This is a genomic window from Bartonella sp. AU55XJBT, assembly GCF_028618525.1.
The window spans coordinates 94,389-106,854 of sequence record NZ_JAQITC010000008.1 but is presented as its reverse complement, the minus strand read 5'-3'; the positions used below and the strand labels follow the sequence as shown (position 1 = coordinate 106,854).

Here is a 12,466-nt window from a genome sequence, read left to right as displayed (position 1 = left end):
CGATGGATGTGTCTCTGATTGTTCCAATTGCGATGGAAGAGAAGCTTCGTTTTGCTATTCGTGAAGGTGGTCGTACTGTTGGTGCCGGTATCGTCTCTAAAATCATTGAATAAATAATGCTTGTTGAGCGCCTTGATTATTGAAGGCGCTTTATATGACAGGGAAATAAAGAGCATGAACAGTCAAAATATTCGCATTCGCTTGAAAGCGTTTGATCATAGAATTCTTGATACGTCGACACGTGAAATTGTATCGACTGCTAAACGGACTGGTGCAAATGTCCGTGGTCCTATTCCGCTTCCAACGCGGATTGAGAAATTTACGGTCAATCGTGGACCGCATATCGATAAGAAGAGCCGTGAGCAATTTGAAATGCGTACCCATAAGCGTCTTCTTGATATTGTTGATCCAACGCCGCAAACAGTGGATGCGCTTATGAAGCTCGATCTTTCTGCTGGTGTGGATGTAGAAATTAAGCTCTGAGGTTTGAGGACAGAAGGAACAGACCCGATGCGTTCAGGTGTAATAGCACAGAAGCTGGGCATGACCCGTATTTATAATGATGCTGGTGAGCATGTGCCGGTGACAGTACTTCGTTTGGAGAATTGTCAAGTCGTTGCTCAGCGTACAGTTGAAAAGAATGGTTATACTGCTGTTCAATTAGGTGTAGGCTTTGCTAAGGTTAAGAATACTTCACAAGCTCTTCGTGGGCATTTTGCTAAGGCTTCTGTTGAACCTAAAGCCAAAATAGCAGAGTTTCGCGTGAGCCCCGATAATCTTCTTGATATCGGTACAGAGATTACAGTGGAACATTTTGTTCCAGGACAGAGAGTCGATGTGACCGGTAGCAGTATTGGTAAGGGGTTTGCTGGTGTTATGAAACGGCATAATTTTGGCGGGCATCGCGCTTCCCATGGTAATTCGATCACACATCGTGCTCATGGTTCTACGGGACAGTGTCAAGATCCTGGTAAAGTGTTTAAAGGGAAAAAAATGGCTGGCCATATGGGGCAGGTGCGTGTAACAACACAAAATATTGAAGTTATTTCCACTGATGTTGAGCGTGGTTTAATTTTAGTGCGTGGTGCTGTTTCTGGTTCGAAGGGTTCGTGGATTTTGGTAAGAGATGCCGTGAAAAAACCTCTTCCTGATAATGCTCCAAAGCCTGCTGGTATTCGCCGTCTTGTGAAGGAGAAAACAGAAATGGTTACTCCGGTGACGGAAACCTCTGAAGTTGAGGGAGCCTAATAATGGATCTTGTAATCAAAACACTTGATGGTCATGAAGCTGGTAAATTAAAAGTTTCTGAATCTATCTTCGATCTTGTTCCGCGTGAGGACATTTTGCAGCGTGTTGTTCGTTGGCAGCTTGCTCGTCGTCAACAGGGAACGCATCAGTCCCAAGGTCGGTCTGATGTGTCACGAACGGGGGCAAAGATGTTTAAACAAAAAGGAACTGGCCGTGCTCGGCATTCATCTGCACGTGCCCCACAGTTTCGAGGTGGGGGTAAGGCCCATGGGCCGGTGGTTCGTAGCCATGCGCATGATCTTCCTAAAAAGATTCGTGCTCTTGGGTTACGTCTTGCTTTATCTGCAAAATTAAAAGCAAAAGATTTAATTATTGTGGATGAGTTGATTGTTAAGGATGCTAAAACGAAAAAGCTTGTTTCCCATTTTTCTAAGCTTGGCTTTAATAATGCTCTGTTGATTGGTGGTAAAGAGATTGATGTTAGCTTTTCTCGTGCAGCATCGAATATTCCTAATATTGATATTTTGCCCATTCAGGGAATTAATGTTTATGATATTTTGCGTCGCAGCAAACTTGTTTTATCAAAGGCAGCTGTCGAGGCTCTTGAGGAGCGTTTTAAATGACAGATCTTCGCCATTATGATGTAATTATTAGTCCAGTTATTACTGAAAAGTCGACTATGATTTCTGAATATAATCAGGTTGCTTTTAATGTCGCGCCGAAAGCGACGAAACCTGAAATTAAGGCTGCGGTTGAAGCACTTTTTAGCGTAAAAGTAAAAGCGGTTAACACGATCGTTCGTAAGGGTAAAGTGAAACGTTTTAAAGGTATTGTTGGTCGGCAGAGTGATGTCAAAAAAGCGATCGTAACTCTGGCCAGTGGTCAGACTATCGACGTTTCGACAGGTCTTTAAAGAGGCTCGGAGATAGGAATAATGGCACTTAAGCAATTTAATCCAATGACACCTGGGCAGCGTCAGCTTGTCATTGTGGAGCGTTCTTGTCTTTATAAGGGAAAACCTGTAAAGATTTTGACGGAAGGTTTGTCTTCAAAAGGTGGACGTAATAATCGCGGTCGTGTTACTGCTCGTTTTCAGGGTGGTGGCCATAAACGGAGTTATCGGTTTGTCGACTTTAAGCGTCTTAAGCGTGATGTTTCAGCGAAAGTTGAGCGTTTAGAGTATGATCCTAATCGCACTGCTTTTATCGCACTCATTCGCTATGAAGATGGGCAATTAAGTTATATTCTTGCACCACAACGTCTTGGTGTTGGAGATTCTATTATTGCTGGTTCAAATGTTGATGTAAAACCAGGAAATGCTATGCCCCTTGGTAATATGCCGGTAGGCACAATTATTCATAATGTTGAAATGAAGCCAGGAAAAGGAGGGCAGATCGCACGTTCAGCCGGTACTTATGCACAGTTGGTTGGGCGTGATCAAGGAATGGCTATTCTTCGTTTGAATTCTGGAGAACAGCGTTTGGTCTCTAGCAGCTGTTTTGCAACTGTTGGTGCTGTTTCAAATCCTGATCATGGGAATATTAATGATGGTAAGGCAGGTCGGTCACGTTGGCGTGGTAAGCGTCCACATGTTCGTGGTGTTGCAATGAATCCCGTTGATCATCCACACGGTGGTGGTGAAGGTCGTACATCGGGGGGGCGTCATCCAGTGTCTCCTTGGGGTAAACCTACGAAAGGTAAGCGTACGCGCTCCAATAAAGCCACTGATAAGTTTATTATGCGCACGCGTCATCAGCGCAAGAAATAAGAGAGGTAGTCTGAAGTGGTTCGTTCAGTTTGGAAAGGTCCGTTTGTTGACGGCTATCTTCTTGGTAAAGCAGAGAAGGTACGTGCAAGTGGGCGCAATGAGGTTATAAAAATATGGAGTCGTCGCTCTACTATTTTGCCGCAATTTGTTGGTTTAACTTTCGGTGTTTACAACGGCAATAAGCATATTCCTGTTTCTGTTTCTGAAGAGATGGTTGGGCATAAGTTTGGTGAGTTTGCTCCTACCCGGACTTATTATGGTCATGGTGCCGATAAAAAAGCGAAGAGGAAGTAGGAATGGGAAAAGCTAAGGTTCCGCGCCAGCTTAAAGATAATGAAGCGAAGGCTGTCACACGAACAATTCGTGTTAGTCCGCAGAAGCTTAATTTGGTTGCTGCAATGATTCGTGGTAAAAGAGTTAATGTGGCGCTTGCTGATTTAACATTTTCGCGTAAACGTATTGCTGCTACTGTGAAAAAAACGCTTGAATCAGCGGTTGCAAACGCAGAGAATAACCACGATCTTGATATTGATTCGCTTGTTGTAGCAGAAGCTTATGTTGGTAAGTCGATCGTGATGAAGCGCTTCCATGTTCGTGGTCGCGGGCGTGCAAGCCGAATTGAGCGTCCATTTTCACATCTTACTGTTATTGTTCGTGAAGTTAGCGAAAAAGTGGAGGCCGCATAATGGGTCAGAAGATCAATCCAATAGGACTTCGTCTTGGTGTTAATCGGACTTGGGATTCTCGTTGGTATGCTGATAGTGGTGAATATGGGCGTCTTCTTCATGAAGATTTGAAAATTCGTTCTTATGTGCTTGAAGAGCTTAAACAGGCGGCGATTTCTAAAGTTGTGATTGAACGCCCTCATAAAAAGTGTCGTGTTACGATTCATTCTGCACGTCCTGGTTTGATTATCGGTAAAAAGGGTGCTGATATCGAGAAGCTTCGTCGTAAGCTTTCAGAAATGACCAATGCTGAAACTTCATTAAATATTGTGGAGATTCGTAAGCCAGAGATTGATGCGACGATTATTGCACAATCGATTGCTCAACAGTTAGAGCGTCGTGTTGCTTTTCGTCGTGCAATGAAGCGTGCTGTTCAGTCTGCTATGCGTCTTGGTGCGGAAGGAATTCGTATCAATTGTTCTGGTCGTCTTGGTGGTGCTGAAATTGCGCGTATGGAATGGTATCGTGAAGGTCGTGTTCCACTTCATACCTTGCGTTCTGATGTCGATTACGGTACAGCAGAAGCTAAGACCGCTTACGGTATTTGTGGTATTAAAGTTTGGGTCTTTAAGGGTGAGATTCTTGAACATGATCCGATGGCTTCAGAACGTCGTGCAACGGAAGCTGATCAATCTGGTTCTTCATCGAATCGTCGCCGCGAGAATGCTTAGTTTTTGAGATTGAACTAAAATTTGGAGTAGAGAACAATGTTGCAGCCAAAGCGCACAAAGTTCCGTAAGCAGTTCAAGGGCCGTATTCACGGTGTTGCGAAGGGTGGTACGGATTTGAATTTCGGTGCCTACGGTTTGAAGGCTGTTGAGCCGGAGCGGGTTACTGCTCGTCAAATTGAAGCCGCGCGTCGTGCGATTACACGTTATATGAAACGTTCTGGTCGTGTATGGATTCGCATTTTTCCAGATCTTCCGGTTACATCTAAACCGACGGAGGTTCGTATGGGTAAAGGTAAAGGAAGTGTTGATTATTGGGCTGCGCGTGTTGCTCCTGGGCGCATCATGTTTGAGCTTGATGGCGTTCCTGAAGATGTTGCACGTGAAGCATTGAGGTTGGGTGCTGCAAAGTTGCCTATAAAAACGCGTTTCATCCAGCGGATTGCTGAATAAAGAGGTTAAGCGATGAGAGCCAGAGAATTACGGGCGCAAACGCTCGACCAAATGAAAGATGAGTTGGCTAAATTAAAGAAAGAGCAATTTAATTTGCGTTTTCAAAAAGCAACAGGTCAATTAGAAAAGACTGCACGTGTTAGACAGGTTCGTCGTGATATTGCGCGCATTAAGACTTTTCTTCGTCAAAAGGTAAGTGAAAGTAAAGTTTAAGGAAATAAGAGATGCCTAAACGCGTTTTGCAGGGTGTTGTTATTAGCGACAAAAGCGATAAGACTGTTGTTGTTAAAGTTGAGCGTCGTTATTCTCATCCGCTTCTTAAGAAGACTGTTCGGCAGTCTAAAAATTATAAAGCGCATGATGAAAACAACCAATTTAGGATTGGGGATCAAGTTTCTATTCAAGAATCTAGACCAATTTCGAAAGATAAATGTTGGATTGTTGTAAAAGACAATGTAGCGTAATCAGTTAAGTTTATTGTTTTAGAATTTAACAGTGGTTTTTCGTTGATAAATTTGAAGACGATGACTTTATGTTTATTTGGCAGGCAAATCTGAGTGTATAATAAAAGGTACAAGCAGGTATATGTGTTAAGAAAAGGTGGCCAGTCATGATTCAGATGCAAACAAACCTCGACGTTGCTGATAATTCTGGTGCTCGTCGTGTCATGTGCATCAAGGTGTTAGGCGGTTCAAAGCGGAAGTATGCTTCGGTCGGTGACATTATTGTTGTTTCGGTTAAGGATGCTATTCCTCGTGGCCGTGTTAAAAAGGGTGATGTTATGAAAGCTGTTGTGGTGCGTACTGCTAAGGATATTCGTCGCGCAGATGGTAGCGTTATTCGTTTTGATAGTAATGCTGCAGTTTTAGTCGATAACAAAAAAGAGCCGATCGGTACGCGTATCTTTGGACCTGTTCCCCGTGAATTGCGTGGAAGGAATCATATGAAGATCATCTCGCTCGCTCCTGAAGTTCTGTAAGGAGTTAATGTTATGCAGAAGATTCGAAAAGGTGATAAAGTTGTTGTTTTGTCCGGTAAGGATAAAGGATCTACTGGTGAGGTAATTAAAGTTAGTCCAAAAGAGAATAAGGCTTTTGTTCGTGGGATTAATATGATTAAACGTCATCAACGTCAAACACAGAAGCAAGAAGCTGGGATTATTTCTAAAGAAGCTCCCATTCATCTGTCTAATTTGGCGATTGCTGATCCTAAAGATGGTAAGCCTACACGCGTGGGTTTTCGTATGAATGCAGATGGTAATAAGGTACGTTTTGCCAAGCGTTCGGGAGAGTTGATTAATGGCTGAGGAAAAACAAATACCGCGTATGAAAGCGTATTACTTTGAAGTGATTCGTAAAGCGCTTCAAGAAAAGTTTAATTACAAAAATGCAATGCAAATTCCGCGGATTGATAAAATTGTAATTAATATGGGGATAGGTGAAGCAACTGCTGATTCAAAGAAGCCTTCCCTTGCTGCTGAGGATTTAGGACTCATAACAGGTCAGAAGGCTGTTATTACCCGTGCGCGTAATTCTATTGCGACATTTAAGGTTCGTGAAGGAATGCCTCTTGGGGCTAAAGTGACATTGCGTAAAGATCGTATGTTTGAGTTTTTAGATCGTCTTGTTACGATTGCTCTTCCGCGCGTTCGTGACTTTCGGGGTTTAAATCCAAAAAGCTTTGATGGTCGTGGTAATTTTGCTATGGGTATTAAAGAACACATTGTGTTTCCAGAAATCAACTATGATAAAGTTGATCAAATTTGGGGCATGGATATTATCGTTTGTACGACAGCGAAAACGGATGATGAAGCGCGTGAGTTATTGCGTGCTTTTAACTTTCCTTTTCGTTCGTAACGGCAAACGTAGCGAGGTGAAATTATGGCCAAAGTAAGTGCCGTTGAAAAAAATAAGCGTCGTGAGGTGATGGTGAAGCGTTATGCTGCGCGTCGTGCACGTTTGAAAGCAATCGTTATGGATCAGAAGGTTTCTCTTGAGGAGCGTTTTAAAGCTTCTGTTCAGTTGGCAGAATTGCCGCGTAATTCTTCGAAAGTTCGTATTCGTAATCGCTGTGAGGTTTCAGGTCGTCCGCGGGCTTATTATCGCAAGTTAAAAATGTCACGGATTGCATTACGTGAACTTGGCTCTATTGGCCATATTCCTGGTATTGTAAAGTCTAGTTGGTAAGAGGAGATTATTTAATGTCTATGTCAGATCCTCTTGGTGATATGTTAACACGTATTCGTAATGCACTTGGTCGTAAAAAAGGCAAGGTGGTTACTCCAGCTTCAAAGCTTCGTGCACACGTTCTTGATGTTCTTCAGTCAGAAGGTTATATTCGCGGATATAATCAAGTTGATTTGGGTGATGGAAAAGCTGAACTTGAAATCGAATTGAAGTATTTTGAAGGGATGGCTGCTATTCGTGAGATTTCGCGTGTATCAAAGCCGGGTCGTCGTGTGTATGCTTCTGCTAAGTCACTTCCGCAGGTGGCAAATGGTTTAGGTATTTCGATCTTATCGACTCCTAAAGGTGTTATGGCTGATCATGAGGCGCGTGAAAAGAATGTTGGTGGAGAACTCCTTTGTCGTGTTTTCTAAGGGATGTCAAGAAAACGGAAGAAAAAGTAGGTTAGAACAATGTCTCGTATTGGAAAAAAACCCATTTCAATTCCTTCTGGGGTTACTGCTACTGTTGAAGGTCAGCTGGTTAAGGCAAAAGGTCCAAAAGGTGAACTAAGTTACGTCGTTAATGATGAGGTTTTAGTTAAACTCGAAGAAAATGTCATATCCGTTATGCCTCGGGATCAGTCAAAGGATGCGCGCTCTAAATGGGGGATGTCACGCTCAATGATTGAGAATATTTTTTGTGGTGTAAAAGATGGTTTTGAAAAAAGGTTAGAGATCAATGGGGTTGGTTATCGTGCTGCTTTGCAGGGTAAGGATATTCAACTCTCTCTAGGTTTTTCGCATGATGTGGTTTATAAAGTTCCATCGGGTGTTACTGTAACTGTTCCTAAGCCCACAGAGATTGTTATTTCTGGAATTGATAAACAGCAAGTTGGACAAGTTGCAGCGGAGATTCGCGAGTATCGTAGGCCTGAGCCTTATAAAGGTAAAGGTGTTAAGCATGCAGATGAACGTATCTTCCGTAAAGAAGGTAAAAAGAAATAAGGATTTTGTATTATGGTTTCATCTAAGGACATTATCCAGCGTCGTGCGAGGCGTGTTCGTCGTAGAATCAAGATGGTTTCTCATGATCGTCCTCGGCTTAGCGTTTATCGTTCAAATCAGAACATCTATGCGCAAGTTATTGATGATTTGCGGGGATGTACACTTGTTTCAGCTTCTACTCTTGAAAGTGATTTGAAAAAATCCTTAAAAAGTGGTGCTGATAAAGAAGCCGCTTTCGCTGTGGGTAAGTTGATTGCTGAGCGTGCGAAGCAAGCTGGTGTCAATGAAGTGGTTTTTGATCGTGGCGCTTATGTGTACCATGGTCGAGTCAAAGCTTTGGCTGAAGCTGCTCGTGAAGGTGGTTTGAGCTTTTAAAGTTTCCTCCTTAATGGATGGGGCTGGGTACTTTAGAGTATTTCGTTTAAGTTCTTCTGATTTGATGAGGAGCTTTATTATCGTGCTTCCGGAAAAGAAAAAGGAATGAGGAATGGCACAAAAAGAACGTGGTGAAAGAGAAGAACGCGATAATGAATTTGTCGATAGGCTCGTTCATATTAATCGTGTTGCTAAAGTTGTAAAGGGTGGTCGGCGTTTTGGTTTTGCTGCTCTTGTTGTCGTTGGCGATCAAAAAGGGCGCGTGGGCTTTGGACATGGTAAAGCCCGTGAAGTTCCAGAAGCCGTTCGTAAAGCAACGGAATCTGCAAAGCGTGGTATGATTTATGTCCCACTTCGGTCTGGACGTACACTGCATCATGATCTTGAAGGTCGTCACGGGGCTGGGCGTGTTTTGCTGCGTTCAGCGTCTGCTGGTACTGGTATCATTGCTGGGGGGCCGATGCGTGCTATTTTTGAAGCTCTTGGTATGCAGGATGTTGTTGCAAAATCACTGGGATCATCAAATCCTTATAACATGGTTCGTGCAACATTTGATGCGTTGAAGCATCAAATGCATCCGAGAGATATTGCTGCTCAGCGTGGTATAAAATATTCGACTTTGCAGGCGCGTCGTCGCCATCTAGTCGACGTAGAAGGGTAGTTTCTGAGATTGTCAGAAAAGGAATTAGGAAATGGTTCAGAAAAAATCTCAGAGTAGTAAAACTGTGACAGTAGAGCAAATTGGAAGCCCTATTCGGAACTCACAGATTCAGCGTGCAACCTTGAAGGGGCTTGGGCTCAATAAAATGCGTCGGCGGCGCGTTTTAGAAGATACACTTTGTGTACGAGGTATGATTGCTCAGGTTCGCCATCTCGTTCGCGTTATAGATGAAGATTAAGGGTTGCGGGAGTATTAAATATGAAACTCAATGAACTGCGTGATTGCGAAGGTGCAACAAAAAATCGTAAGCGTGTTGGCCGTGGTATTGGTTCAGGTACTGGTAAGACTGGTGGTCGTGGTGTAAAAGGGCAAAAATCTCGCTCTGGTGTTTCTCTTAATGGTTTTGAAGGTGGGCAAATGCCTATCTATCGGCGTTTACCAAAACGTGGATTTAAAAATTTCTTTTCTAAAACCTACAATGAAGTTTCACTGGGACGTATTCAGTTGGCTGTTGATGCAGGTAAGTTGAATATTGAAAAACCTGTTGATATGATTGCTTTGAAAGAGGCTGGTATCATTCGTCGCGAGAAGGATGGGGTTCGTCTTCTTTCTGATGGTGATTTGAAAGCTAAGATTACCTTTCATGTTTCTGGTGCTTCACAAGCTGCTCGTGTTAAAATCGAAAAAGCGGGTGGTCAGGTTATTTTTCCTGATGTTGTCCAATAATTTTTTTGATATAAGTCATGATTAAAAGAAGAGATACATCTATTCTTTTGAATATTTTGTGGAGAATTGTTTAAGTTCTGCAATTATTTATATATAAAGATATGAATTTTAGAGTTATAGTTCTGCGATTTAAAGAACTGGAGTGTGAAGTGGAGACGTTTTATGGCATCAGCAGCAGAGCAATTTGCTTCCAATATAAACTTCGGTGCCTTTTCGCGTGCAACTGAATTAAAGAAACGTATCTGGTTTACTCTAGCGGCACTACTTGTCTATCGTTTCGGCACTTATATTTCTCTTCCAGGTATTAATATCGATGCTTTGCGACAAACATTTGAGCATCATGCATCAGGTGTTTTAGGACTCTTTAACATGTTTGCTGGAGGCGCTGTTGGGCGTATGGCAATTTTTGCCTTGGGTATTATGCCTTATATCTCGGCTTCTATTATTGTACAATTACTCACGTCCGTTATTCCTTCTTTGGAAACTCTTAAAAAAGAGGGTGAGGTTGGTCGCAAAGTGATTAATCAATATACGCGTTATGTGACAGTTGTATTGGCTATTCTACAAGCTTTTGGTATTGCGGTTGCCCTTGAAAGTGGTATAGGGACAGGGCTTCAAATTGTTGTAGAACCAGGTCTCATGTTTCGTATCTCTTCCGTTATTACACTTGTTGGCGGGACGATGTTCCTCATGTGGCTTGGCGAGCAAATTACGTCACGCGGTGTTGGTAATGGGGTTTCTCTTATCATTTTTACAGGGATTGTCGCTAACTTTCCTTCTACTTTTGCTCAGCTTTTAACTGCGCATAGTCAGGCTGATTTATCAACTTTTCTTTTAATCGCAATCGTTTTTATTGCTGTTTTGGTTATCGGACTTATTGTTTTTATAGAGCGTGCGCAACGGCGAATTCTTATTCAGTACCCGAAACGTCAGGTTGGTAATCAAATGTTTCAGGGTGATATGTCGCATCTTCCTTTAAAATTGAATACTGCTGGTGTTATTCCACCTATTTTTGCTTCATCTTTATTGTTATTACCCGCCACTATTAATAATTTTTCTGATAAAATGCCACAATGGATGCAAACTATTTCTTATTCTCTTGGTCATGGGCAGCCACTCTATATGATTGTTTATGCGTTTTTAATGGCGTTTTTTTGCTTTTTTTATACAGCTATTGTGTTTAATCCAAGTGATACTGCAGATCAGTTGAAAAAACATTCTGGTTTTATTCCAGGAATTCGTCCAGGTGAGCGTACAGCGGAATATATTGATTATGTTTTGACGCGTATTACTGTTGTGGGTGCACTTTATATTATTTTGGTTTGTTTGCTTCCTGAGTTTATGATATCTGCATTCCAAGTTCCTTTTTATCTTGGGGGGACGTCTTTGTTGATTGTTGTGACTGTTACGCTTGATACGGTTGCTCAGATCCAGGGGCATCTTGTTGCACACCAATATGAAGGGTTGATAAAAAAATCAAAACTTCGTGGAGGTCGAAGAAATCGATGAGAGTTGTTCTTTTAGGTCCTCCTGGAGCAGGGAAAGGAACGCAAGCTAAGATGTTAACTGAGGAATATAATATTCCTCATTTATCAACGGGAGATATGTTGCGTGAAGTTATTGCTAAAAAAACGGAAGTTGGTAAAAAAGCTGAAGCTATTATAAGTTCTGGTTCTTTGGTTCCTGATAGTCTTGTTAATCAAATCGTGTCAGATCGGATTGATGAAGCTGATTGTATAAACGGTTTTATTTTGGATGGATATCCAAGAACTGTAGGACAGGCAGAAGCGTTACAACAGATGCTTGAGTCAAAAAATATGCCGCTTGATGCTGTTATTGAGTTGTGTGTTGATGAAGACGCATTGATTGAACGTATGAAAAAGCGTGTTCAGGAGACGGTCGCGGCTGGTGGACAAGTCCGTTTAGATGATAATCCTGTTGCTTTTGCAAAAAGATTAGTAGAATATCGTGAAAAAACATCTCCTTTATCAAAATTTTATTCAGAGAGAGGAATGTTGAAGGTCATTGATGGAATGATTGGTATTGCTGAAGTCTCACGTATGATTAAAGGTTTTCTTTCATAAGATTTTTTTTAGAAGTAAATGAAAAGAGTTGACTTTTGAGATAAAATCTATCACAAACAACTTTAATTTATTTCGGTTAAATAAGCGGATTCGGAAGGATTTTGTTCTGAGTCTATTTTTTTCTGTAAGGTACATCAGGTATTTTATAACAATTTGTCAACATAACTAAGGAGAGTAGGCGTGGCTCGTATTGCTGGCGTCAATATCCCGACAAATAAGCGTGTAATTATTGCGCTTCAATATATCCACGGGATTGGACCAAAATTCGCTCAAGAAATTATTGAAAAGGTTGGCATTCCCACGGGGCGTCGTGTGCATGAGCTTTCAGATGCTGAGGTGTTGCAGATTCGTGAGGCGATAGATCAGGGATATCAAGTTGAAGGTGATCTTCGTCGCGAAGTTGCTATGAATGTTAAGCGTTTGATGGACCTTGGTTGTTATCGTGGGTTGCGTCATCGTCGGTCTTTACCTGTTCGAGGACAGCGTACGCATACAAATGCTCGTACGCGTAAGGGGCCTGCTAAGGCAATCGCTGGTAAGAAGAAATAAGGATCCTTGTGAGAGGTTTTTTGTATATTCTATTTCT

The 12,466-nt window shown here is 42.1% G+C and carries 24 protein-coding genes and 1 pseudogene; all 25 read left to right on the top strand.

Annotated elements, in window-relative coordinates; genetic code table 11:
- Positions 1-113, top strand: a pseudogene (locus PVV70_RS05670) (elongation factor Tu); the annotation flags it as partial.
- Positions 114-174: 61 nt separating this feature from the next.
- Positions 175-483 carry a 30S ribosomal protein S10 gene (gene rpsJ, locus PVV70_RS05665; protein WP_005773267.1) on the top strand — a complete coding sequence of 103 codons (309 nt, stop codon included), beginning with the start codon at positions 175-177 and terminating at the stop codon, positions 481-483.
- A 27-nt stretch (positions 484-510) separates the two neighbouring features.
- Entirely contained in the window at positions 511-1,248 is a 738-nt protein-coding gene (rplC, locus tag PVV70_RS05660) for a 50S ribosomal protein L3 (RefSeq protein WP_273758306.1), read from the top strand.
- A 2-nt stretch (positions 1,249-1,250) separates the two neighbouring features.
- Positions 1,251-1,871 carry a 50S ribosomal protein L4 gene (gene rplD, locus PVV70_RS05655; RefSeq protein ID WP_273758305.1) on the top strand — a complete coding sequence of 207 codons (621 nt, stop codon included), beginning with the start codon at positions 1,251-1,253 and terminating at the stop codon, positions 1,869-1,871.
- Positions 1,868-2,161, top strand: coding sequence for a 50S ribosomal protein L23 (locus PVV70_RS05650; protein ID WP_005773270.1), 294 nt, complete (start codon positions 1,868-1,870; stop codon positions 2,159-2,161). Before rplD ends, PVV70_RS05650 begins: the two co-directional genes overlap by 4 nt.
- Positions 2,162-2,182: 21 nt before the next feature.
- On the top strand, positions 2,183-3,016 hold the full coding sequence (gene rplB, locus PVV70_RS05645; RefSeq protein ID WP_273758304.1) for a 50S ribosomal protein L2: 834 nt from the start codon (positions 2,183-2,185) through the stop codon (positions 3,014-3,016).
- 15 nt (positions 3,017-3,031) lie between these two features.
- Complete coding sequence (rpsS, locus tag PVV70_RS05640) at positions 3,032-3,310, top strand: 30S ribosomal protein S19 (RefSeq protein ID WP_004855734.1); 279 nt, start codon at positions 3,032-3,034, stop codon at positions 3,308-3,310.
- A gap of 2 nt (positions 3,311-3,312) precedes the next feature.
- Positions 3,313-3,702, top strand: a complete 390-nt coding sequence (gene rplV / locus PVV70_RS05635) for a 50S ribosomal protein L22 (RefSeq protein WP_273758303.1) — start codon at positions 3,313-3,315, stop codon at positions 3,700-3,702.
- Entirely contained in the window at positions 3,702-4,412 is a 711-nt protein-coding gene (rpsC, locus tag PVV70_RS05630; RefSeq protein ID WP_005773275.1) for a 30S ribosomal protein S3, read from the top strand. Before rplV ends, rpsC begins: the two co-directional genes overlap by 1 nt.
- 36 nt (positions 4,413-4,448) lie before the next feature.
- On the top strand, positions 4,449-4,862 hold the full coding sequence (gene rplP / locus PVV70_RS05625) for a 50S ribosomal protein L16 (protein ID WP_139413397.1): 414 nt from the start codon (positions 4,449-4,451) through the stop codon (positions 4,860-4,862).
- 12 nt (positions 4,863-4,874) lie between these two features.
- Entirely contained in the window at positions 4,875-5,075 is a 201-nt protein-coding gene (rpmC, locus tag PVV70_RS05620; RefSeq protein ID WP_273758302.1) for a 50S ribosomal protein L29, read from the top strand.
- A gap of 11 nt (positions 5,076-5,086) precedes the next feature.
- The gene (gene rpsQ / locus PVV70_RS05615) at positions 5,087-5,326 is read left to right on the top strand and encodes a 30S ribosomal protein S17 (RefSeq protein ID WP_273758301.1); all 240 of its coding nucleotides are present in this window, start codon (positions 5,087-5,089) and stop codon (positions 5,324-5,326) included.
- Between the two features lie 146 nt (positions 5,327-5,472).
- Positions 5,473-5,841: a 50S ribosomal protein L14 gene (rplN, locus tag PVV70_RS05610; protein ID WP_004855715.1), complete on the top strand. Its 369-nt coding sequence runs from the start codon at positions 5,473-5,475 to the stop codon at positions 5,839-5,841.
- A 12-nt stretch (positions 5,842-5,853) separates the two neighbouring features.
- Positions 5,854-6,168 carry a 50S ribosomal protein L24 gene (gene rplX / locus PVV70_RS05605; protein ID WP_005773280.1) on the top strand — a complete coding sequence of 105 codons (315 nt, stop codon included), beginning with the start codon at positions 5,854-5,856 and terminating at the stop codon, positions 6,166-6,168.
- Complete coding sequence (gene rplE, locus PVV70_RS05600; RefSeq protein WP_273758300.1) at positions 6,161-6,718, top strand: 50S ribosomal protein L5; 558 nt, start codon at positions 6,161-6,163, stop codon at positions 6,716-6,718. Before rplX ends, rplE begins: the two co-directional genes overlap by 8 nt.
- 24 nt (positions 6,719-6,742) lie before the next feature.
- Complete coding sequence (gene rpsN, locus PVV70_RS05595) at positions 6,743-7,048, top strand: 30S ribosomal protein S14 (protein ID WP_005773283.1); 306 nt, start codon at positions 6,743-6,745, stop codon at positions 7,046-7,048.
- Between the two features lie 14 nt (positions 7,049-7,062).
- Positions 7,063-7,461 (top strand): 30S ribosomal protein S8, encoded by a 399-nt coding sequence (gene rpsH, locus PVV70_RS05590; protein ID WP_273758299.1) that lies wholly within the window; start codon positions 7,063-7,065, stop codon positions 7,459-7,461.
- Positions 7,462-7,500: 39 nt separating this feature from the next.
- Positions 7,501-8,034: a 50S ribosomal protein L6 gene (gene rplF / locus PVV70_RS05585; protein ID WP_273758298.1), complete on the top strand. Its 534-nt coding sequence runs from the start codon at positions 7,501-7,503 to the stop codon at positions 8,032-8,034.
- Positions 8,035-8,046: 12 nt separating this feature from the next.
- The gene (gene rplR / locus PVV70_RS05580) at positions 8,047-8,409 is read left to right on the top strand and encodes a 50S ribosomal protein L18 (RefSeq protein WP_273717727.1); all 363 of its coding nucleotides are present in this window, start codon (positions 8,047-8,049) and stop codon (positions 8,407-8,409) included.
- Positions 8,410-8,521: 112 nt separating this feature from the next.
- Positions 8,522-9,070: a 30S ribosomal protein S5 gene (rpsE, locus tag PVV70_RS05575; RefSeq protein WP_005773287.1), complete on the top strand. Its 549-nt coding sequence runs from the start codon at positions 8,522-8,524 to the stop codon at positions 9,068-9,070.
- Between the two features lie 31 nt (positions 9,071-9,101).
- Positions 9,102-9,308 (top strand): 50S ribosomal protein L30, encoded by a 207-nt coding sequence (rpmD, locus tag PVV70_RS05570; protein ID WP_273758297.1) that lies wholly within the window; start codon positions 9,102-9,104, stop codon positions 9,306-9,308.
- Positions 9,309-9,328: 20 nt separating this feature from the next.
- Positions 9,329-9,796, top strand: a complete 468-nt coding sequence (gene rplO / locus PVV70_RS05565; RefSeq protein ID WP_273758296.1) for a 50S ribosomal protein L15 — start codon at positions 9,329-9,331, stop codon at positions 9,794-9,796.
- Positions 9,797-9,958: 162 nt separating this feature from the next.
- On the top strand, positions 9,959-11,305 hold the full coding sequence (secY, locus tag PVV70_RS05560) for a preprotein translocase subunit SecY (RefSeq protein ID WP_273758295.1): 1,347 nt from the start codon (positions 9,959-9,961) through the stop codon (positions 11,303-11,305).
- Positions 11,302-11,880, top strand: coding sequence for an adenylate kinase (locus tag PVV70_RS05555; protein ID WP_273758294.1), 579 nt, complete (start codon positions 11,302-11,304; stop codon positions 11,878-11,880). Before secY ends, PVV70_RS05555 begins: the two co-directional genes overlap by 4 nt.
- Positions 11,881-12,060: 180 nt before the next feature.
- Positions 12,061-12,429 (top strand): 30S ribosomal protein S13, encoded by a 369-nt coding sequence (rpsM, locus tag PVV70_RS05550; protein WP_100129410.1) that lies wholly within the window; start codon positions 12,061-12,063, stop codon positions 12,427-12,429.
- Positions 12,430-12,466: the final 37 nt, after the last annotated feature.

Excerpts from the sequence above, each read along its gene's own strand:
- rpsJ (WP_005773267.1), top strand. The coding sequence starts at position 175 with ATGAACAGTCAAAATATTCGCATTCGCTTGAAAGCGTTTGATCATAGA.
- rplC (WP_273758306.1), top strand. The coding sequence starts at position 511 with ATGCGTTCAGGTGTAATAGCACAGAAGCTGGGCATGACCCGTATTTAT.
- rplD (WP_273758305.1), top strand. The coding sequence starts at position 1,251 with ATGGATCTTGTAATCAAAACACTTGATGGTCATGAAGCTGGTAAATTA.
- PVV70_RS05650 (WP_005773270.1), top strand. The coding sequence starts at position 1,868 with ATGACAGATCTTCGCCATTATGATGTAATTATTAGTCCAGTTATTACT.
- rplB (WP_273758304.1), top strand. The coding sequence starts at position 2,183 with ATGGCACTTAAGCAATTTAATCCAATGACACCTGGGCAGCGTCAGCTT.
- rplV (WP_273758303.1), top strand. The coding sequence starts at position 3,313 with ATGGGAAAAGCTAAGGTTCCGCGCCAGCTTAAAGATAATGAAGCGAAG.
- rpsC (WP_005773275.1), top strand. The coding sequence starts at position 3,702 with ATGGGTCAGAAGATCAATCCAATAGGACTTCGTCTTGGTGTTAATCGG.
- rplP (WP_139413397.1), top strand. The coding sequence starts at position 4,449 with ATGTTGCAGCCAAAGCGCACAAAGTTCCGTAAGCAGTTCAAGGGCCGT.
- rpmC (WP_273758302.1), top strand. The coding sequence starts at position 4,875 with ATGAGAGCCAGAGAATTACGGGCGCAAACGCTCGACCAAATGAAAGAT.
- rpsQ (WP_273758301.1), top strand. The coding sequence starts at position 5,087 with ATGCCTAAACGCGTTTTGCAGGGTGTTGTTATTAGCGACAAAAGCGAT.
- rplN (WP_004855715.1), top strand. The coding sequence starts at position 5,473 with ATGATTCAGATGCAAACAAACCTCGACGTTGCTGATAATTCTGGTGCT.
- rplX (WP_005773280.1), top strand. The coding sequence starts at position 5,854 with ATGCAGAAGATTCGAAAAGGTGATAAAGTTGTTGTTTTGTCCGGTAAG.
- rplE (WP_273758300.1), top strand. The coding sequence starts at position 6,161 with ATGGCTGAGGAAAAACAAATACCGCGTATGAAAGCGTATTACTTTGAA.
- rpsN (WP_005773283.1), top strand. The coding sequence starts at position 6,743 with ATGGCCAAAGTAAGTGCCGTTGAAAAAAATAAGCGTCGTGAGGTGATG.
- rpsH (WP_273758299.1), top strand. The coding sequence starts at position 7,063 with ATGTCTATGTCAGATCCTCTTGGTGATATGTTAACACGTATTCGTAAT.
- rplF (WP_273758298.1), top strand. The coding sequence starts at position 7,501 with ATGTCTCGTATTGGAAAAAAACCCATTTCAATTCCTTCTGGGGTTACT.
- rplR (WP_273717727.1), top strand. The coding sequence starts at position 8,047 with ATGGTTTCATCTAAGGACATTATCCAGCGTCGTGCGAGGCGTGTTCGT.
- rpsE (WP_005773287.1), top strand. The coding sequence starts at position 8,522 with ATGGCACAAAAAGAACGTGGTGAAAGAGAAGAACGCGATAATGAATTT.
- rpmD (WP_273758297.1), top strand. The coding sequence starts at position 9,102 with ATGGTTCAGAAAAAATCTCAGAGTAGTAAAACTGTGACAGTAGAGCAA.
- rplO (WP_273758296.1), top strand. The coding sequence starts at position 9,329 with ATGAAACTCAATGAACTGCGTGATTGCGAAGGTGCAACAAAAAATCGT.
- secY (WP_273758295.1), top strand. The coding sequence starts at position 9,959 with ATGGCATCAGCAGCAGAGCAATTTGCTTCCAATATAAACTTCGGTGCC.
- PVV70_RS05555 (WP_273758294.1), top strand. The coding sequence starts at position 11,302 with ATGAGAGTTGTTCTTTTAGGTCCTCCTGGAGCAGGGAAAGGAACGCAA.